The 19,043-nt window shown below is 68.3% G+C and carries 17 protein-coding genes; 9 read left to right on the top strand and 8 right to left on the bottom strand.

From position 1 onward, the window contains the following. Positions 1-140 precede the first annotated feature (140 nt). Together secA and CQ042_RS02395 are read left to right on the top strand one after the other, a co-directional pair. Positions 141-2,951 (top strand): preprotein translocase subunit SecA, encoded by a 2,811-nt coding sequence (secA, locus tag CQ042_RS02400; protein ID WP_105668656.1) that lies wholly within the window; start codon positions 141-143, stop codon positions 2,949-2,951. Between the two features lie 67 nt (positions 2,952-3,018). Continuing rightward, positions 3,019-4,248 carry a pyridoxal phosphate-dependent aminotransferase gene (locus tag CQ042_RS02395; RefSeq protein ID WP_105668605.1) on the top strand — a complete coding sequence of 410 codons (1,230 nt, stop codon included), beginning with the start codon at positions 3,019-3,021 and terminating at the stop codon, positions 4,246-4,248. Here CQ042_RS02395 and CQ042_RS02390 read toward each other — a convergent pair. After that, positions 4,169-5,416, bottom strand: a complete 1,248-nt coding sequence (locus CQ042_RS02390) for a P-loop NTPase (protein ID WP_105668604.1) — start codon at positions 5,414-5,416, stop codon at positions 4,169-4,171. The genes CQ042_RS02395 and CQ042_RS02390 overlap by 80 nt on opposite strands. Beyond that, complete coding sequence (locus CQ042_RS02385; protein ID WP_105668603.1) at positions 5,413-6,033, bottom strand: SAF domain-containing protein; 621 nt, start codon at positions 6,031-6,033, stop codon at positions 5,413-5,415. Before CQ042_RS02385 ends, CQ042_RS02390 begins: the two co-directional genes overlap by 4 nt. Before the next feature lie 97 nt (positions 6,034-6,130). Between CQ042_RS02385 and CQ042_RS02380 the strand changes: the two genes are divergently transcribed. Next, positions 6,131-6,409 (top strand): helix-turn-helix domain-containing protein, encoded by a 279-nt coding sequence (locus CQ042_RS02380; protein WP_105668602.1) that lies wholly within the window; start codon positions 6,131-6,133, stop codon positions 6,407-6,409. Here the strand turns inward: CQ042_RS02380 and CQ042_RS02375 are convergent. Then, positions 6,397-7,008: a hypothetical protein gene (locus CQ042_RS02375; RefSeq protein ID WP_105668601.1), complete on the bottom strand. Its 612-nt coding sequence runs from the start codon at positions 7,006-7,008 to the stop codon at positions 6,397-6,399. The genes CQ042_RS02380 and CQ042_RS02375 overlap by 13 nt on opposite strands. 128 nt (positions 7,009-7,136) lie before the next feature. Here CQ042_RS02375 and CQ042_RS02370 point away from each other — a divergent pair, with 128 nt between their 5' ends. Then, positions 7,137-7,523 carry an Rv3235 family protein gene (locus tag CQ042_RS02370; RefSeq protein WP_105668600.1) on the top strand — a complete coding sequence of 129 codons (387 nt, stop codon included), beginning with the start codon at positions 7,137-7,139 and terminating at the stop codon, positions 7,521-7,523. 24 nt (positions 7,524-7,547) lie between these two features. After that, on the top strand, positions 7,548-9,032 hold the full coding sequence (locus CQ042_RS02365) for a sensor histidine kinase (RefSeq protein ID WP_105668599.1): 1,485 nt from the start codon (positions 7,548-7,550) through the stop codon (positions 9,030-9,032). Between the two features lie 63 nt (positions 9,033-9,095). Here the strand turns inward: CQ042_RS02365 and CQ042_RS02360 are convergent, their stop codons facing one another. Next, complete coding sequence (locus tag CQ042_RS02360) at positions 9,096-9,344, bottom strand: WhiB family transcriptional regulator (protein ID WP_017203224.1); 249 nt, start codon at positions 9,342-9,344, stop codon at positions 9,096-9,098. 230 nt (positions 9,345-9,574) lie between these two features. Here CQ042_RS02360 and CQ042_RS02355 point away from each other — a divergent pair, with 230 nt between their 5' ends. Continuing rightward, on the top strand, positions 9,575-9,961 hold the full coding sequence (locus CQ042_RS02355) for a hypothetical protein (RefSeq protein ID WP_105668598.1): 387 nt from the start codon (positions 9,575-9,577) through the stop codon (positions 9,959-9,961). A gap of 38 nt (positions 9,962-9,999) precedes the next feature. On the opposite strand, the gene bcp is transcribed toward CQ042_RS02355, so the two are convergent. The 3 genes from bcp to aroA are packed head-to-tail and all read right to left on the bottom strand — an operon-like array spanning position 10,000 to position 12,872. Further along, positions 10,000-10,473, bottom strand: a complete 474-nt coding sequence (gene bcp, locus CQ042_RS02350; RefSeq protein ID WP_105668597.1) for a thioredoxin-dependent thiol peroxidase — start codon at positions 10,471-10,473, stop codon at positions 10,000-10,002. Between the two features lie 9 nt (positions 10,474-10,482). After that, a complete protein-coding gene (gene rsgA / locus CQ042_RS02345) occupies positions 10,483-11,553 on the bottom strand; it encodes a ribosome small subunit-dependent GTPase A (protein WP_105668596.1) in 1,071 nt (356 codons plus the stop codon). Between the two features lie 2 nt (positions 11,554-11,555). Beyond that, positions 11,556-12,872 (bottom strand): 3-phosphoshikimate 1-carboxyvinyltransferase, encoded by a 1,317-nt coding sequence (gene aroA, locus CQ042_RS02340; protein WP_105668595.1) that lies wholly within the window; start codon positions 12,870-12,872, stop codon positions 11,556-11,558. 70 nt (positions 12,873-12,942) lie between these two features. Between aroA and CQ042_RS02335 the strand changes: the two genes are divergently transcribed. From CQ042_RS02335 to CQ042_RS02325, 3 genes are read left to right on the top strand one after another with little or no spacing between them, the layout of a single operon-like run. Further along, positions 12,943-13,605 (top strand): sigma-70 family RNA polymerase sigma factor, encoded by a 663-nt coding sequence (locus tag CQ042_RS02335; protein ID WP_105668594.1) that lies wholly within the window; start codon positions 12,943-12,945, stop codon positions 13,603-13,605. Beyond that, positions 13,602-13,847: a zf-HC2 domain-containing protein gene (locus CQ042_RS02330; RefSeq protein WP_046749475.1), complete on the top strand. Its 246-nt coding sequence runs from the start codon at positions 13,602-13,604 to the stop codon at positions 13,845-13,847. Before CQ042_RS02335 ends, CQ042_RS02330 begins: the two co-directional genes overlap by 4 nt. Positions 13,848-13,880: 33 nt before the next feature. Then, complete coding sequence (locus CQ042_RS02325; protein WP_105668593.1) at positions 13,881-15,185, top strand: GNAT family N-acetyltransferase; 1,305 nt, start codon at positions 13,881-13,883, stop codon at positions 15,183-15,185. A gap of 54 nt (positions 15,186-15,239) precedes the next feature. Here the strand turns inward: CQ042_RS02325 and CQ042_RS02320 are convergent, their stop codons facing one another. Further along, a complete protein-coding gene (locus CQ042_RS02320) occupies positions 15,240-18,926 on the bottom strand; it encodes a multifunctional oxoglutarate decarboxylase/oxoglutarate dehydrogenase thiamine pyrophosphate-binding subunit/dihydrolipoyllysine-residue succinyltransferase subunit (protein WP_105668592.1) in 3,687 nt (1,228 codons plus the stop codon). Positions 18,927-19,043: the final 117 nt, after the last annotated feature.

Genomic DNA, 19,043 nt, shown 5'->3' with positions numbered 1-19,043 from the left:
ACTCGGCAACCATTCGTGTCGGCGCACGGACGGAGCATGCAGGCGACGTGCAGGTCACAGGCCGGTAACATGGCAAAGTATGCCTGGCGTCGGGTTCACCGGCGGCCGGCGATTTACCCACTGACAGGGAGATGACATCCGTGGCCAATCCTCTTGAGAAGCTGCTGCGTGCGGGCGAGGGGCGGGTCATCCGCCGCCTGAATCAGGTCGTCAAGGCAGTGGGGGCGCTGGAAGAGGACATCTCCAAGCTCACCGACGACGAGCTGCGCAACGAGACCGTCGAGCTGCGTGCGCGCTTCGAGAACGGCGAGACGCTCGACCAGCTGATGCCGGAGGCGTTCGCGGCGGTGCGTGAGGCGGCCAAGCGCACGCTCGGCATGCGCGCGTACGACGTGCAGATCATGGGTGGTGCCGCCCTCCACCTCGGCAACATTGCCGAGATGAAGACCGGTGAGGGCAAGACCCTCGTCGCGACCCTGCCCGCCTACCTGAACGCGATCGCCGGCAAGGGCGTGCACGTCATCACGGTCAACGACTTCCTCGCGAGCTACCAGGCCGAGCTCATGGGCCGTGTGTTCCGCGCACTCGGCATGACCACGGGCATCATCGTCTCGGGGCAGACACCCGCGGTTCGTCGTGAGCAGTACGCCGCCGACATCACCTACGGCACGAACAACGAGTTCGGCTTCGACTACCTGCGCGACAACATGGCGTGGCGCAAGGAAGACCTCGTCCAGCGCGAGCACTTCTTCGCGATCGTCGACGAGGTCGACTCGATCCTCATCGACGAGGCCCGTACCCCGCTCATCATCTCCGGACCGTCGTCGGGGGAGGCCAACCGCTGGTTCGCCGAGTTCGCGAAGATCGCCCGCACCCTCGAGGTCGGCGAGGACTACGAGGTCGACGAGAAGAAGCGCACCGTCGGTGTGCTCGAGCCCGGTATCGAGAAGGTCGAGGACTACCTCGGCATCGACAACCTCTACGAGTCGGCCAACACCCCGCTGATCTCGTTCCTCAACAACTCGATCAAGGCACTCGCGCTGTTCAAGAAGGACACCGACTACGTCGTGATGAACGACGAGGTCATGATCGTCGACGAGCACACCGGTCGCATCCTGGTCGGTCGCCGCTACAACGAGGGCATCCACCAGGCGATCGAGGCCAAGGAGGGTGTGCCGGTCAAGGCCGAGAACCAGACCCTCGCGACCGTGACCCTGCAGAACTACTTCCGTCTCTACGACAAGCTCGCCGGCATGACCGGTACGGCCGAGACCGAGGCAGCCGAGTTCATGTCGACGTACAAGCTCGGCGTCATCCCGATCCCGACGAACCGGCCGATGATCCGTAAGGACCAGTCCGACCTGGTCTACAAGAACGAGACGGCGAAGTTCGCGCAGGTCGTCGAGGACATCGCCGAGCGTCACGCCGAAGGTCAGCCCGTGCTGGTCGGAACCGTGAGCGTCGAGAAGAGCGAGTACCTGTCGCGACTGCTCGCGAAGAAGGGCGTCAAGCACGAGGTCCTCAACGCGAAGAACCACGCGCGCGAGGCCGAGATCGTCGCGCGCGCCGGCCGTCTGGGCGCCGTCACCGTCGCCACGAACATGGCCGGACGAGGAACCGACATCATGCTCGGTGGAAACGCCGAGTTCCTCGCGGTCCAGGAGCTCAAGGGCAAGGGACTCGATCCCGTCGAGACGCCCGAGGAGTACGAGATCGCCTGGGACGAGACCTACGAGGCGATGAAGAGCGTCGTCGCCGAGGAGGCCGAGAAGGTCATCGAGGCCGGCGGTCTCTACGTGCTCGGCACCGAGCGTCACGAGTCCCGCCGAATCGACAATCAGCTCCGCGGTCGCTCCGGTCGTCAGGGCGACCCCGGTGAGAGCCGCTTCTACCTGAGCCTCACCGATGACCTGATGCGTCTGTTCCAGTCGGGCGCTGCCGAGGCGATCCTGTCGCGCACGAACTTCCCCGACGATGTGCCGATCGAGTCGGGCCTGGTCTCGCGCGCGATCCGCAGCGCGCAGTCGCAGGTCGAATCGCGCAACGCCGAGATGCGCAAGAACGTCCTCAAGTACGACGACGTCCTGAACCGTCAGCGCGAGGCCATCTACGCCGACCGTCGCCACATCCTCCAGGGCGACGACATCGCCGACCGGGTGCAGCACTTCATCGAGGACGCGATCAGCGGCGTGGTGCGAGACCACACCGGCGAGGGCCACAACGAGAGCTGGGACTTCGACGCGCTCTGGACCGAGCTCAAGACGCTCTACCCCGTCGGTGTCACGATCGACGAGGTCGTGGCCGAGGCTGCCGATCGCAAGGGCGGCATCGACGCAGACGGGCTCACGCGAGAACTGCTCTCGGACGCGCGAATCGCCTACGAGGCGCGTGAGGAGTCGCTCGGCGAGGCGGCCACCCGCGAGCTCGAGCGTCGCGTGGTGCTGCAGGTGCTCGACCGTCGCTGGCGCGATCACCTCTACGAGATGGACTACCTCAAGGACGGCATCGGCCTGCGTGCGATGGCTCAGCGAGACCCGCTGATCGAGTACCAGCGCGAGGGCTACGCGATGTTCCAGTCGATGATGGGACAGATCAAGGAGGAGTCGGTCGGGTACCTCTACAACCTCGAGGTCGAGGTGCGCCGGGCAGGCGACTCGCAGACCGCCGAGGTCGAGGCCAAGGGACTCGCCACCGGTGGGGGAGAGCAGCGGCTCGAGTACTCCGCCGCGAACGACGCCGGCGAGGTCGAGGTCCGCAACGACCGGGGCCAGGTCCAGCAGGCCGCGACGGACCGCGTCCGCCAGGCCGCCGCGCGTGCGCAGGCGTCCCAGGCGCCGCAGGCCGAGGCCGAGGAGGCGCCGAGAGGGGCCTTCGGGCAGCGGACGGAGGGCGGAGCGCCCGCCGCCGGCAACCGCGAGCAGCGTCGAGCTCAGGGCAAGAAGAAGAAGTAGCGTCTGCGACGAAAGGAGGGCCAGTCCACGTGGATTGGCCCTCCTTTCGTCGCTGTAGGCTTGGCCGATGACACCAACGCGCAACTTCGACCAGTCGTCGAAGCTCAAGAACGTCCTGTACGAGATTCGCGGAAACGCCCTCGTCGAGGCGGCGCGGTTGGAGGCCGAGGGGCACAAGATCCTCAAGCTGAACACCGGGAATCCGGCGATCTTCGGTTTCGATGCTCCGCACCAGATCGTGCACGACATGCTCGCCGCGCTGCCGAACGCGCACGGGTACAGCGACAGCAAGGGGATCATCTCCGCCCGTCGTGCCGTCGCGAGCCGATACGAGCAGATCGAGGGCTTCCCTCGGTTCGACCCTGACGACGTCTACCTCGGGAACGGCGTCTCGGAGCTCATCACGATGACGATGCAGGCGCTCCTGGACGAAGGCGACGAGGTGCTCATCCCGGCTCCGGACTATCCGCTGTGGACCGCGATGACGAGTCTCGCGGGTGGGACCCCGGTGCACTACCTCTGCGACGAGGACGACCAGTGGCAGCCCGATCTCGAGGACATCCGCTCGAAGATCACGCCGCGCACGAAGGCCCTGGTCATCATCAACCCGAACAACCCCACCGGAGTGGTATATTCGCGCCAGATCCTCGAAGGCCTGGTGCAGATCGCGCGAGAGCACCAGCTGCTGCTGCTCTCCGACGAGATCTACGACCGGATCCTGTTCGACGGAGCCGTGCACATCCCGACGGCGACGCTCGCCCCCGACCTGCTGTGCCTGACCTTCAACGGACTGTCGAAGACCTACCGGGTGGCCGGGTACCGATCGGGCTGGATGGTCATCACCGGCCCACAGGACCACGCCAAGGGTTTCCTCGAGGGGATCACGCTGCTGGCCTCGACACGGCTCTGCCCGAACGTTCCCGCGCAGCATGCCGTGCAGGCGGCGCTCTCGGGTGTGCAGTCGATCGATGCGCTGATCGCTCCGACCGGACGTCTGCATGAGCAGCGCGACATCGCCTGGGAAGGGCTCGAGTCGATTCCCGGGGTCTCCTGCGTCAAGCCGGAGGGAGCGCTGTACGCCTTCCCCCGATTGGACCCGAACGTGCACGAGATCAGAGACGACGCCCGACTGGTCTACGATCTGCTGGTCGCCGAACACATCCTCCTGGTCCAGGGCACCGGCTTCAACTGGGCGACTCCGGACCACCTCCGACTGGTCACCCTTCCCGAGCCCCGAGTGCTGAGCGAAGCCGTCGAACGGCTGGGGAACTTCCTCTCGAGCTACCGGCAGTCGTAGCGGTCCCCGTCTCGCTCGCTGTGAGTGCGGTGGCCAGCCGCCGCACTCCGGCGACGAAGGACGATCTCGGTGCGACCTCGGTCATCGGCCGGGCATGGAGCATGGCCGCATCCGCCGCGCGGCGCTCGTACGGGAGGAACGTGACGTCGGTGACGCCGGCGAATCGCTCGAACGTGCGCCGCACCTGTCCGCGGGCATCGATCCCGAGCGGACCCGGCCTGACCTGATTGACGACCACGACGACCGGTGTGGGAGCGGTGAGGCGGCGCAGCTCGGCGTGATCGCGCAGGAACCGGCTGACGCCCAGCGGGTCGGCCGCGGCGACAGCGATGATCGTATCGGCTTCGCTCAGGGACGCCGACGTCGCGGCGTGGCGTCGAGGGCCGGCCAGGTCGTAGGTCACCTCGTCATCTGCGTCGAAGGCCGCAGCCACATCGACGACGGTCTCCTCGATCCACTCCCGGCATACCCCCAACGTCGCTCGCAGTCGGGAAGAATCCAGCTCCGGCCAACGGCTCGGACGGTTGATGCCCGGCAGGATCTCGATGTCTCCACCGTTGGTGGACAGCGTCGTCGCCAGTCTGGTCAGTTCCGCCGGGTCGAGCGCGCCGCGCTCCGCCCGGCGGCACGCGGCGGCGACACCTGGCGAGTCGTCACTGAGCCCCAGGAGAAGCGCGAGCGAAGGCGCGACCGTGTCGGCATCGACGAGGGCGGTGCTGCGGCCCGTGCGGGCGAGCTCGACGGCGAGCTGGATCGCGAGGGTCGAGCGACCAGGGGCGCCGTGCGGCCCCCAGACCGCGGTGACCCGATGCGGGGCTGAGGCTCGCGGCCGGGGTGCGGCGCCGGTGTCGGCGGCCAGAGCCGCGGCGACCTCCCAGCCCGCCGCATCGGGTCGCAGGGGAGCCGCCACCCCGAGACGCCCCAGAAGCCGGCTGTCCACGCCTCCGAGGGCGAGCACGCGCACACCCGCGCGATCGCAGCTCGAGATCAACTCGGCGGTGAGCACACCACGCGTGGCGGGAACGACGAGGGCCTCGGTCCCCGCAGGGATCTCGATGGCGGAGGTGGTCGGGGCCGTGATCGCGACGACGCGGATTCCCTCGAGCTCCAGCTCCACGGCGAGCTCCCCGGCGCGTGGCTGCGGGATCGCCACGACCACGGCGGTCACGAGCCGGTCCCGACGGGCACGACCGAGAGGGCCGAGCCTCCGGTCATCGCTGCGAGGACCTCGGCCACATCGGCCCTGTCGATCACGATCTCGAGCTGGGTTCCCGTGTCGGCGAGGACGCCCTGCGGCTCGATCACGTCATGGACGACCGCGTCCGCGACGAGGATGCGGGGCGTGTCGTGGGCCCGTCCCTCGTCGCGCGGAGGCGCATGCCACACCTCGACGACGGTGCCCGCCTGCACCCCTTCAGGAATGCCCGTGCTGCTCTGGATCACGACGGTCGTGGTGCGGACGTGGTCGGCCTCCGTCAGTGCCGACGTCGGGACGATCTCGTCCTTCACGAGTGTTCGTGCGGCCACCTGATCCGTCCGGAGGTCTTCCGGGCCGAGGTAGTCGTCGGCCAATGCCCCCAACCCCACGTCGACCACCCGGAAGTCGTCTGAACTCAGAACCTCTCCCTGTGTGATCGTCCGGTTGGCCTGGAGCACCGGGGCGGCGTCGTCGGACGCCCAGACGAGGAACCAGACACCGGTGATGGAGAGCGTGACCAGGGCGATGCCGACGAGGAAACGGACGTCGACCCAGAACGCGCGCCGAGGACGGGTGAGGGAAGCCATGGCGATATGGTCACAGAAATCCGCACCGTGGCGGGGGAGTTATCCACAGGGGGCGAAGGGGTCGGAGCCGCGCGGACGGGTGGGGGAGAATGGGGTCATGGCATCCCCTTCGGCACGCGCACCGCGGTTTCTCGCGCCCGCGCAGGTGGCCGAGCTGCTCAGCATCGGCGTGGACGAGGTGATCGCGCTCGTCCACGATGGAAGGCTCCGCGGCGCACAGCTGGGATCACCGCCGCGGTGGCGAGTGGAGGAGTCCAGCTTGGACGGATATCTCGCAGAGGAGTCCGAGAACTCGCGACGGATCGCGCTGTGGCGGCAGTCCCAGACGGCGAGCTTCCCCGAGGTGTGGGGGACATCGTCGGCTCACGGCGTCTGATCCCCGGGCGTCCGCACCGCGATCAGTGAGGAGAACGGGATGATGCGGAAACCGTGCACCGCTCCGGCGAGGCGTGCTTCCCCCGGATCGTGCACCGCGAGATCGAGGTGATCCGCCGCGGCGCGGTCGATCGTGCCGTGGATGTCATCGCCCAGATGTGTGCTGATCCGCACCGGGATGCGGCGCCTGGCGAGGTCGCGTAGTACGAAACCGAGCGTCATCCGCTCGCGGAGCGGCAGCTCCGTGCTCGCCGGCTCGTCGAGGCTCGCCAGGATCATGCCGTGATCGGTCGTGACGCCGCCGATCGCATGCAGCGGGAGCAGCAGTGACGAGGGAACGGGGCGTCCTTCGCCCGTGCCGCGCGAGGAGACGGCGAGCCAGTCGGCCCCGAGCATCCGGAGCGTGACGGGGAGCCGCCGCGCGTTCGCGACGTCGATCGTGGCATCGGCACGGGCGCTGCAGAGCATCCGGAGCCGCGAACGCAGGTCCAGCCGTGCGATGCGGAGTCGTTCGGACTCGGCGTCGAGCACGGCGCGCTCCGCTTCCCATTCCGACGCCAGCTGGCCTTCGAGGTCTTCGAACAGACGGTCCCAGTGCATCCGACAGAGCGTAGGCGACCGCGTCGGGCGACGTACGAGTTATCCACATTCCTGCACGCTCACGGCTCGCCCAGAGCGGTTGCGGTGCTGTACTGCTGGCTCGCAGACCTCCCGATCGAGAGTTCGACATGACGCCCCACGAGTACTTCGCACCCCAGCCGACACCGACCATCGAGCTTCCGGACCCTGTGCCCCTGCTGCGCAGTCTCACCCACGGCGTCCTCGAGGTGCTCGCCGGCGTCAGGGAAGTCGATCAGCTCGCCAGGTGGTTCAGTGAAGAGGCGTTCCGGAGCCTGGTCACGCGGGCGAACCTGTCCGCGAGAGCGCGCAGCGCACGGGGCGTCGCTCCCGCGCGCCCGACGTTCGAGATCCGGGCGCTGCGAGTGACCGAGCCGCTCGACGGGGTGATCGAGGCCGTCGTCGTGGTGGCGGGCCCCGGACGTACGCGCGCCGTGGCGGTCCGCCTGGACGGGATCGATCGTCGCTGGCGCGCCACGTCCCTGGCGATTCTCTGACGCATCTGACCGTAGGCTGGTGAGGTGTCAACCCTCAGTGATCTTGCCCATGCCCAGGGGCGCCTGACCGACAGCGACGTCGAATGGCTCCACCGCCTCGCCGGCGACGGACAGCTCCTCGCCGACCTCGCCTCCGCCGACATCGTGATCTGGATCCAGACCGACGACGGCTCGTTCATCGCGGTCGCCCATGCACGACCGAGTGGGGCGGCGACCCTCTTCTACCGCGACATCGTCGGCGAGCGGGTGCGGCCGCAGTGGCGTACCCAGGTGCAGAGTGCCTTCGACTCGGCCGAGATCGTCGACTCCTCTTCGCCGGACTGGTTCGAGGAGACGCCGACGCGGGTGCGCGCGGTGCCGATCGTGAGCGTGCGTCGCGGAGCCGATGCCCCGGCGACCGTGATCGGCGTGGTCACCCGCCACACGAATCTCGGTGAGGTGCGTACGCCTTCTCGTCAGCAGATCACCTTCGACGAGTGCGCGAACGATCTGTTCCGCATGATCGCCGACGGCAGCTTCCCCGATCTCACGGCGCCCACGTCGCCGCGTCGGGGAGCGCCGCGCGCCTCCGACGGGCTCATCCGAATCGATGTCGACGGGATCACGACCTTCGCCAGCCCCAACGCGCTCTCGGCCTTCAATCGGATGGGGTTCGACGACGAGCTCGAGGGGGAGTCCCTCGCCGAGGTGACGACTCGACTCGTCCCGCCCTCGCGGCAGGTCGATGAATCCCTCCCTGTCGTGGTCACCGGGCGCGCGCCCTGGCGCACCGACATCGAAGCCAGGGGCGTCACGGTGTCGCTGCGCGCGATTCCGCTGAAGGACCACGGGACGCGCATCGGCGCGATCGTGCTCTGTCGAGACGTGTCGGAGCTGCGCCACCAGGAGCAGGAGCTCATCACCAAGGACGCGACGATCCGCGAGATCCATCACCGGGTGAAGAACAACCTGCAGACCGTGGCCTCGCTCCTGCGCATCCAGGCTCGTCGCACGCATTCGGATGAAGCGCGCGACGCGCTGACGCAGGCCATGCGCCGGGTCGACGCGATCGCCGTGGTGCACGACACGCTGGCTCAGGGGCTGACGCAGAAGGTCGACTTCGACGAGGTCTTCCATCGCGTGCTCAAACTCGTCGCCGAAGTGGCTTCGGCGCCGAACACGCGGGCGCGGACGCAGTCGACAGGACGATTCGGAGTGCTTCCGAGCGAGTATGCGACGCCTCTCGCGCTCGCGCTCACGGAGGTCGTGACGAATGCGGTCGAGCACGGTCTCGCCGGGCAGGAGGGCGTCGTCACGATCGATGCCAAGCGCACGGAGGAGAACCTCCGCGTGACCGTCCGCGATACCGGGCTCGGTCTGCCGGAGGGGCGGATCGGCCAGGGGCTCGGCACCCAGATCATCCGGACGCTCATCCAGGGCGAGCTCGGCGGCACGATCGAGTGGCACGGGAGCGACGGCGACGGCACCGAGGTGGTCATCGACATTCCTCTGCGCTGGCTCGAGCGGTGAGACCGGGCGAGCCGGGGCAGTCGAAAGCGGCCTGAGAGTCGATCTCAGGCCGCTTCCGGAAGTTCAGGAGGCGCGGCGTGCGCGAGCGGCGCGACGTTTGAGCGCGCGACGCTCATCCTCGGAGAGACCGCCCCAGACGCCCGAGTCCTGACTGGTCTCGAGGGCGTACTGCAGGCAGATCTCCGTGACCGTGCAGGTGGCGCATACAGTCTTCGCCTTCTCGATCTGATCGACGGCCGGGCCGGTGTTCCCCACGGGGAAGAATAGCTCGGGGTCGACAGTCAGGCAGGCGGCCTTATCGCGCCAGTCCATGGGGGCTCCTCGGTGTGGATTTCAAGAGATGTCGCGATGCGACCTCTCGGATTCGGGTAGTAGTTCGGGTTCCGCTACCCTGTTGAGATGCGGACGGAATGTCCGCGAATTGTGATGCGAGCGTGAATGCTCGCCCCACGCCGCTGTGGGAGCACATGACCTTCTCTATTCTGTTACATGAAAACCGTGAAATCAAGGGTTTTCTTCTCTTTCGCTCCTTAGGAGATGCTGTGCGCGCACCCGGAATCGCCCTCGCGGCCGCAGCGGTCCTCGCGCTCGAAGCAGTGGCGCTGCTCGTCTTCGGGATCATCGAGCTCGCAGGCCTCGGCGCCGGAGATGCCGCCTCCCTGCCGACCGCGATCGCGCTCATCGTGCTCACGCTGATCGGCGCGGCGGCACTCGCGGCCTTCGCGCTCGGCACCCGCGCCGGCAAGTCGTGGGCGCGCTCCGGGGGAGTGGTGTTCCAGGTGCTGGCGGTCGCGCTCGCCCTGGCTTCGCTCACGCTGCAGCCCATCACCTGGATGTTCACCCTCGGGGTCGGGCTCCCGGGGCTGCTCGGATTCCTGCTGCTGATCTCGAGTGCGCGCCGAGAGGGCCCGCAGCGCCTCGCGGAGTGAGGTCCGGGCCCTGCCGGCCGTGGGCACGGGGTGGGGCGTCAGGCGTCGATGCCGAGCTGCTTGCGCAGCCGAGCGACGTGACCCGTCGCCTTGACGTTGTACAGCGCGATGTCGATAGTTCCGTCTTCGTCGAGGACGAACGTCGAGCGGATCACGCCCTCGACGGTCTTGCCGTAGTTCATCTTCTCGCCCCATGCGCCGTAGGCGGAGTGGACCGAGTGGTCGGGGTCGCTGAGGAGCGGGAATGTGAGGGCGTCGCGCTCGCGGAACTTCGCCAGCGTCGCGGGTTCGTCCCGCGAGATTCCGATGACGCGGTAGCCGGCGCCCTGCAGCGACGAGATGCTGTCACGGAAGTCGCAGGCCTCGGTGGTGCATCCGGGCGTCATCGCCGCCGGGTAGAAATAGAGCACGGTCTTCTGGCCGCGCAGATCCGCCAGACGCACCGTGCTCCCGTCCTGGTCGAGGAGGGAGAAGTCGGGGGCTGCGGTACCGGGTTCGAGGCGCTGAGTCACCCCTCCAGCCTAACGGCCGGGGGCTTGGTCCGCCTTGTCCGCGAACGTCTGCAGGAGGCGCTGCAGGGAGTCGAGTCGTGCGCGGCCGGTTTCCCCCAGGTCGCCGCGCTCCGCCGCCTCGATGAGCGCGCAGTCGGGGGCATCGGCCAGATGGGTGCAGCCTCGCGGGCAGTCCTCGGCGATCACGGCGAGCTCGGTGAACGCCGCGAGGATGTTCGCGGGATCGACGTGCCCGAGCCCGAAGGAGCGCACACCGGGGGTGTCGATCACCCAGCCGGTGCCGAGCGCGCCCTCATAGCGCAGCGACACGGTCGATGAGGACGTGTGACGTCCGCGGCCGGTGACCTGATTCACGTGTCCTGTGGCGCGATCCGCCGTCGGGACGAGGGCGTTGACCAGGGTGGACTTGCCGACGCCGGAGTGCCCGACGAAGACCGTCGAGTGGCCGACGAGTGCCGCGCCGATCTCGTCGACGGGCATCTCCTCCTGTGCGCTGGTGAACACGCGCAGGTCGAGGCCGTCGAAGTGCGTGAGGAACTCGGTCGGATCCGCGATGTCGGTCTTGGTGACGACGAGGAGCGGGCGGATCCCGGCATCGAGAGCGGCCACGAGATAGCGGTCGACGAGGCGGGCGCGGGGCTCGGGGTCGGCGGCGGCCACCACGACGAGCATCTGATCGGCGTTCGCGACGATGACCCGTTCCACCTGGTCGGTGTCGTCGGCGCTGCGTCGGAGGAGAGACGTACGATCCACGATGCCGACGATGCGCGCGAGGGTCCCCTCGTCCCCTGAGGTGTCGCCGACCACGCGCGCCTGGTCGCCGGTCACGATCGGCATGCGCCGCAGCTCCCGCGCCCTCGTGGTGGTGATCATGCGCTCCTCGGGCGTGTCTTCGTCGAGGAGGACCGAGTAGCGACCGCGGTCGACGCCGAGCACACGCCCCACCTGTGCATCCTCGTGCGCGGGGCGTCGTTTGGTCCGTGGGCGGTTCGCCTTGGGGTTGGGGCGCGTCCGGATGCTGCTCTCGTCGTAGTCCTCGAATTCGTCCTCGAGGTCGTCGCTGTCGTCGAGCCAGCTCACCGTCAGCCTCGCAGCATCCGCTCCCAGAGCATCGTGAACTCCGGGAGGGTCTTCGCGGTCGTGCCGATGTCGTCGATCTCGACGCCGGGAACACGCAAGCCGATGAGCGCTCCGGTGGTGGCCATCCGGTGGTCGTGATGCGCGGCCCACCTGCCGCCGTGCAACGGACGGGGGATGATCCGAAGCCCGTCCGGCAGCTCCTCCGCCTCGCCTCCGAGCGCGCGGAGGTTGCCGATCAGCGCGGCGATCCGATCGGTCTCGTGCAGGCGGATGTGCCCGATTCCCCGGATCGTCGTGGGCGACTCCGCGAAGGCGGCGAGGCCGACCAGCGTCGGGGTGAGCTCGCTCGCTGCGGAGAGATCGAGATCGAGACCGCGGATTCCGGAGCCGGCGCGCACCGTGAGCGTGCCCCCATGCCGGCCGACGTGGGCGCCGGTGGCCTGGAGGATGTCCGGCAGCAGTGCGCCGGGCTGGGTGGAGTGCGCGGGCCATCCGGTGACGGACACCGAGCCGCCCGTGACGAGCGCGGCCGCGAGGAACGGCGCTGCATTGGAGAGATCGGGTTCGATCGCGATCTCCTTCGCCCGAGGGACGCCCGCCTCGACGAGCCACTCGCCCACGGCCGGGCGCTCGATGCGGATACCCCGTCGGCTCAGCGCCTCGATCGTCATGTCGATGTGCGGAAGACTCGGCAGGTGCTCGCCCGTGTGGACGAGGTGCAGGCCGACGTCGAACCGCGGTGCGGCGAGCAGGAGTCCCGAGACGAACTGGCTCGACGCCGAGGCATCGATCTCGACCCGGCCGCCGCGGATGCGACCGTGTCCGCGGATCGTGAACGGGAGCGACCAGGTGCCTTCGTCGTCGATGTCGACGCCGAGGTCGCGCAGGGCGCTGATGAGCCCGCCCATCGGACGGTGCAGCGCCGTCTCGTGTGCGGTGAGATGCACGTCGTGCGCGGCGAGCCCGGCCAGCGGAGCGATGAAGCGCATCACTGTGCCGGCCTGACCGCAGTCGATCGTCGTGCCGCCGCTGAGCTTCGCCGGGGTGACGACGAGGTCGGGGCCGAACTCGTGACCGGCATCCACCTCCTCGATACCGACGCCGAGCGCGCGCAGCGCATCGACCATGCGTGCGGAGTCGTCCGAGTGCAGCGGGGCGATCAAGCGCCCCGGCCCGTCGGCGATCGCGGCGATCATCAGCTCGCGATTCGTCAACGATTTGGACCCGGGGATCGTGAGCTCCGCGTGGACGGGCACGTCGGTCGTGGGCGCGGCATAGGCGCCCTGCACACGGGTGGGGGAATACCTGTTCGCGCTCATCGGTTCTCACCTTAGTAAACGCAGGAAGCTTCGTCGCGAAAGACGTGGCCCCTGACACGAAGGAGAGAGAATGCCGGCGACGTTGGAGCGCGAGGTGATCGACCTCAGCGGCCTAGACTGGCCCGTGATGGATGACACCGCAACCGCAGACATCGTCGGCGACCCCCGACGGGAGTTCGAGGAGCAGGCGATCCCTTTCATGGATCAGCTCTACGCCGCCGCGATGCGCATGACGCGCAACCCCGCCGACGCCGCCGACCTCGTGCAGGAGACGTTCGTGAAGGCGTACGGCTCCTGGTCGACGTTCTCGCAGGGGACGAACCTCAAGGCGTGGTTGTACCGCATCCTCACGAACACGTACATCAACATCTACCGCAAGCGCCAGCGCGAGCCCTATCAGGGCACGATCGACGAACTCGAGGACTGGCAGCTGGGCGGAGCCGAGTCCACGACGGCGTCGCACAGCCGTTCCGCGGAGGCGGAGGCCATCGACCGCATGCCCGCGTCTGTCGTCAAAGACGCGCTGCAGGCGGTTCCGGAGGACTTCCGGCTCGCGGTGTATCTCGCCGATGTCGAGGGCTTCGCGTATCAGGAGATCGCCGACATCATGAAGACCCCCATCGGCACCGTGATGAGCCGCCTGCATCGTGGCAGGCGGATGCTGCGGGAGCTGTTGGCAGATTACGCCGCTGAGCGGGGCATCGCCGCGGCTGAGACGAGGAGCAAGAAATGAGTGACTGCGGCTGCGACAAAGCGCGTCAGGATCTGGAGGAGTACCTCCGCAACGAGGTGTGCAAGACCGAGCACACCGAGATCCGCGAGCATCTGGAGAACTGCCCCTCCTGCCGGGATGAGGCTCTCGTCGCGACCACTCTCACCGACGTGATCGCTCGCGCCTGCAAAGAGACGGCCCCCGAGGAGCTGCGCGACCAGGTGTTCGCGCGTCTGCGTGCGGTGCAGGCCGCACAGCACTGAGCCCACCTCCGCCGCCGTCGGTAGTGTGGAACGATGACCTTCATCGATGCGCGCGACGTTCCCGCCGACACCACTTCGAGCGAACGACTGGCCGTTGCCGATCTCGACTATCGCGTCGTCGATCTGACCGATGATGCGAGCGGCGCACCGTTCGTGCGCGCCGTCGACCGCGGCTTCCTCGGCGCCGATCCGAGTGCGGAGAAGCTCGCCCAGGCGCGGAAGACGTTCGCCGCCCGCCGCAACGTCGGGGTCTACGAGAAGAACGCATCGGACGCGGCTCTTCCGGTGGCGACCGTCAACGGCTGGGTGACCCCGCTCACGCTTCCCGGCGGTGGCGAGATCGGGATGTGGGCGATCAGTGTCGTCACCGTCTCTGCGACGCACCGCCGCCGTGGCATCGCCAGGGCGCTGCTCGAGGGCGAACTGCGCGCCGCGGCATCCGCCGGCGTCCCCGTCGCGGGGCTGACGGTCACCGAGACCACGATCTACGGCCGCTACGGTTTCGGAGCCGCGATCCCGGTCGCCCGGCTGACCGTCGACACCCGGCACGCGGGCTGGGCAGGTCCGCCCTCGCCCGGCCGACTCGAATACGTCGACCGCGAGACGCTGGCCGCCGATCTGGGGGCCGTCCATGAGCGCACCCGTCGGGGAGTCGCCGGGAGGATCCCGGGCTGGCAGGGCCGCTGGGAGGGGTACGCGGGCGTCGCGCCCTCCACAGATAGGGACCAGGCCCGAGGGGTGCGCTACATCGACGAGGATGGCGTGCTGCGCGGTGTCATGGCCTACACGGTCACCGAGGCGGGAGGGACGTTCCGCTTCCGGATGGACGTGCGCATGCTCGCCGCCGAGACCGCGGATGCGCGTGCCGCCCTGTGGCGCTTCGCGCTGCAGCATGATCTGGTCGACGAGGTGGTCGCGGACCTGCGCCCGCTCGACGACCCGCTGCCGTGGCTGGTGCACGACTCCCGCGGCGTGAAGCAGGAGGTGCACGATCACGGCTGGCTGCGCATCCTCGACCTCCCGGCCGCTTTGACGGCACGCCGCTACTCCGCACCGCTCGACACCGTGCTCCGGGTGGAGGACTCATTGGGATTCGCGGACGGCGTCTGGCGGCTCCGTGTGGATACGTCCGGTGTCGCGACGGTCGAAGTGGCGGAGGAAGACGTCGATGTCGACATCGCACTCGACGTCGCGACGCTGTCCACCCTGTACGCGGGCGGAGTCCGCGCGTCGTCTCTGCACGGCGCCGGGCGGATCACCGCGGAGCCCTCCGCCGTCGAGGCGCTCGACCGGGCACTGATCGCATTCCCGTCGCCCTCGCTCGACATCTGGTACTGAACACACGAGAAGGGCGCCCCGACCGAGGTCGGGGCGCCCTTCTCGTCCGATGGCTCAGCCGAGCGTGACGGCCGAACGGATCAGTGCTGCCTGCTCGGCGGCGTGGACCTTCGACGACCCGGTGGCCGGCGAAGCCGATGCCGGACGGGAGACCGGGCGGAACGAACGGTCTCCGGGCACGTCGGCGAAGGCGAGCGCCAGGAACGGCCAGGCGCCCTGGTTCTCCGGCTCCTCCTGCACCCACACCAGCTCGGCGTTCGGGTACGAGTCGGTGATGGCCTTGAGCTCTTCGATCGGCGTCGGGTACAGCTGCTCGAGCCGGACGAGGGCGACCTCGGGGTTCGGGTTCTTCTCGAGCTCGGCACGCAGATCCCAGTGCACCTTGCCCGAGTGCACGAGCACGCGCTTGACGGCGGAGCGATCGAGACCGCGGTCGTCGTCGATCACCGGTTCGAAACGGCCCTGCGTGAACGCCTCGACCGGGCTCGTCGCGCCGCGCAGACGCAGCATCGCCTTCGGGGTGAAGACGATCAGCGGCTTGCGCGGGCGGGCGTAGGCCTGGCGGCGCAGCAGGTGGAAGTACGACGCGGGCGTCGACGGACGCGAGACGATCATGTTCTCCTGTGCGCACAGCTGCAGGAAGCGCTCGATGCGCGCCGAGGAGTGATCCGGTCCCTGGCCCTCGTAGCCGTGGGGGAGGAGCAGGGTCACGCTGGACTGCTGGCCCCACTTCTGCTCGGCGGCCGAGATGTACTCGTCGATGACGGACTGGGCGCCGTTGACGAAGTCGCCGAACTGGGCCTCCCAGAGCACGAGGGCTTCCGGAGCCTCCACCGAGTAGCCGTACTCGAAGCCGAGGGCGGCGTACTCGCTGAGCAGGGAGTCGTAGACGAAGAAGCGTCCCTGCGCATCGGACAGGTTCGACAGCGGCAGCCACTCCTGGCCGTTCGCGCGGTCGTGCAGGGTCGCGTGGCGCTGCACGAACGTGCCACGGCGGGCGTCCTGCCCCGCGAGGCGCACCGGGGTGCCCTCCACGAGCAGGGAGCCGAACGCGAGCAGCTCGCCGAAGCCCCAGTCGATGCCGCCATTGCGGCTCATGTCGAGACGCTTCTCCAGCAGCTGCTGGATCTTCGGGTGCACCGTGAAGCCCTCAGGCTTGTTCACGAACGCATCGCCGATCAGCTGGATGACCTCGTTGGGCACGCCGGTGATCTCCGGAGCGCCGACCTGGTCGTCGACGGGGGGCAGCTCCGGGGCGATCGGCAGGGCGCCGGTCTCAGCCGCGTGCGTCTCAGCGAACGCGATCTCCAGACGGTTCTGGAAGTCGGCCTTCGCCTCGTCGTACTCCTGCTCGGTGATGTCACCGCGACCGACGAGCGACTCGGTGTACAGCCGGCGGACCGAGCGCTTCGCCTGGATCAGGTCGGTCATCAGCGGCTGCGTCATCGAAGGGTCGTCGCCCTCGTTGTGACCGCGTCGACGGTAGCAGACCAGGTCGATCACGACGTCGCGGTGGAAGCGCTCGCGGTATTCGAACGCGAGCTGCGCGACGTGGATGACGGCCTCGGGGTCGTCGCCGTTCACGTGGAAGACGGGCGCCTGGATCGTCTTGGCGACATCGGTCGAGTAGATCGATGTGCGACCGTCGTTCGGGGTCGTGGTGAATCCGACCTGGTTGTTCACGACCACGTGGATCGTGCCGCCGGTGCGGTAGCCGCGCAGCTGCGACATCTGCAGCGTCTCGACGACGACACCCTGGCCCGCGAAAGCCGCGTCGCCGTGCACGAGGATCGGCAGCCAGGCGAAGGTGCCGATCGGCTTGCGATCCTGCTTCGCGCGGACGATGCCCTCCAGCACGCCGTCGACCGTCTCGAGGTGCGAGGGGTTGGCGGCGAGGTAGACCGGGAGTTCGGACTCGTCGTCGGCGACGAAGGTGCCCTCGGTGCCGAGGTGGTACTTCACATCGCCGGAGCCGCGCTGGTTGCCCGGGGTCTGCGTGCCCTCGAACTCGCGGAAGACCTGTCCGTAGGTCTTGCCCGCGATGTTGGTCAGCACGTTCAGGCGGCCGCGGTGGGCCATGCCGATCGCGGCGCCTTCGAGGCCGGCGGTGGCCGCGCCCTGCAGGATCTCGTCGAGCAGCGGGATCAGCGATTCGCCGCCTTCGAGCGAGAAGCGCTTCTGGCCGACGAACTTGGTCTGCAGGAAGGTCTCGAAGGCCTCCGCCTCGTTGAGCTTGCGCAGGACGCGCAGCTGCTCGTCGTGGCCGGGCTTCTGGTACTTGACCTCGACCTTCTCCTGGAACCAGCGTCGCTGCTCGGGATCCTGGATGTGCATGTACTCGATGCCGAGCGTGCGGCAGTACGAGTCGCGGAGCACACCGAGGATGTCGCGGAGCTTGGCGATGCGACGTCCGCCGAAGCCGCCGGTGACGAACTCGCGGTCGAGGTCCCAGAACGTGAGTCCGTGGCTCTCGATCTCGAGGTCGGGGTGCGAGCGCTGCACATACTCCAGCGGGTCGATGTCGGCCATCAGGTGACCGCGCACGCGGAAGGAGTTGATGAGCTCCTGCACGCGGGACTGCTTGTCGACGCGCTCGGCGAGGTCGACGGCGATGTCCGGGTTCCAGCGGATCGGCGCGTACGGGATGCGCAGCGCCGCGAAGATGTCGTCGTAGAAGCCGCGCTGGCCGATGAGCAGCTCGTGCACCTTCTTGAGGAACTCGCCGGAGCCGGCACCCTGGATGACGCGGTGGTCGTAGGTGCTGGTCAGCGTGATCGTCTTGCCGATGGCGAGTTCGTTGAGTGTCTTCGAGCTCGCGCCCTGGAACTCGGCCGGGTACTCGAGGGCACCGGCGCCGATGATGCAGCCCTGGCCCTTCATCAGACGCGGTACGGAGTGCACCGTGCCGATGCCGCCGGGGTTCGTGAGGGACACCGTCGTGCCCTGGAAGTCACCGGCGGTCAGCTTGTTGCCGCGGGCGCGGGTGACCAGGTCCTCGTAGGCGGAGAGGTACTCGGTGAACGTCATGGTGTCGGCGCGCTTGATGCTGGGCACCATGAGCGCACGCGTGCCGTCGGGCTTGGGCAGGTCGATCGCGATGCCCAGGTTGACGTGTGCCGGTGCGACCACCGAGGGCTTGCCGTCGACCTCGGCGTAGAAGACGTTCTGGCTGCGGAACTCGTCGAGCGTGCGGATGAGCGCCCAGCCGATGAGGTGGGTGAAGCTGATCTTGCCGCCGCGGGTGCGCGCCATGTGGTTGTTGATGACGATGCGGTTGTCGATCATCAGCTTCGCCGGCACCGTGCGCACGCTGGTCGCCGTCGGGACGGTGAGCGACTCGTCCATGTTGGCGGCGAGGGTCTTCGGGAGGCCGCGCAGAGGAGTGACCTTGTCCTCCTCGACAGGATCCGGGGTCTCCTTGGATTCGGGCTTCGGCGCCGGCTTCGGAGCCTGCGCCGGAATCGGCGCGGCAGCGGCCGGCTTCGCCGTCGTGCGTGCCACCGGCTGCGAGCCGATCACGGGGATGGGCGCCGTAACGGGATGCGCCGGCTGCGCCGGGGCGTCGGCGGCGGATGCGGGAGCAGCGGACGCCGCCTCGGAGTGGTACTTCTCCAGGATGGGCCACCACTCCTTGTCGACGGAGTCGCGGTTCACCTTGAACTGCTCGTAGAGCTCTTCAACGAGCCAGGAATTGGCTCCGAACCCCCCGTCGCCGTTGACGCCGGTCACCTGGTTCGACACTCTCGATCGCCCTCTTTCATCGCTGAAGCTCTCTGGTGCGGACGTCGACGCAGGATGCGTTCGGGCCCGCACACTCTCGACCAACAAGCCTAACGTGTTTCGCCTGGGGAATCGTCG

Origin of the sequence: Microbacterium sp. MYb62 (assembly GCF_002979475.1) — a bacterium.
Classification (GTDB): Bacteria; Actinomycetota; Actinomycetes; order Actinomycetales; family Microbacteriaceae; genus Microbacterium.
The sequence above is the reverse complement of the archived record's forward strand: the minus strand, read 5'-3'. Positions and strand labels throughout refer to the sequence as shown.

Excerpts from the sequence above, each read along its gene's own strand:
- CQ042_RS02325 (WP_105668593.1), top strand. The coding sequence starts at position 13,881 with ATGACCTTCATCGATGCGCGCGACGTTCCCGCCGACACCACTTCGAGC.
- CQ042_RS02330 (WP_046749475.1), top strand. The coding sequence starts at position 13,602 with ATGAGTGACTGCGGCTGCGACAAAGCGCGTCAGGATCTGGAGGAGTAC.
- CQ042_RS02375 (WP_105668601.1), bottom strand. The coding sequence starts at position 7,008 with ATGCACTGGGACCGTCTGTTCGAAGACCTCGAAGGCCAGCTGGCGTCG.
- CQ042_RS02395 (WP_105668605.1), top strand. The coding sequence starts at position 3,019 with ATGACACCAACGCGCAACTTCGACCAGTCGTCGAAGCTCAAGAACGTC.
- CQ042_RS02335 (WP_105668594.1), top strand. The coding sequence starts at position 12,943 with ATGCCGGCGACGTTGGAGCGCGAGGTGATCGACCTCAGCGGCCTAGAC.
- CQ042_RS02360 (WP_017203224.1), bottom strand. The coding sequence starts at position 9,344 with ATGGACTGGCGCGATAAGGCCGCCTGCCTGACTGTCGACCCCGAGCTA.
- CQ042_RS02385 (WP_105668603.1), bottom strand. The coding sequence starts at position 6,033 with ATGGCTTCCCTCACCCGTCCTCGGCGCGCGTTCTGGGTCGACGTCCGT.
- CQ042_RS02380 (WP_105668602.1), top strand. The coding sequence starts at position 6,131 with ATGGCATCCCCTTCGGCACGCGCACCGCGGTTTCTCGCGCCCGCGCAG.
- aroA (WP_105668595.1), bottom strand. The coding sequence starts at position 12,872 with ATGAGCGCGAACAGGTATTCCCCCACCCGTGTGCAGGGCGCCTATGCC.
- CQ042_RS02370 (WP_105668600.1), top strand. The coding sequence starts at position 7,137 with ATGACGCCCCACGAGTACTTCGCACCCCAGCCGACACCGACCATCGAG.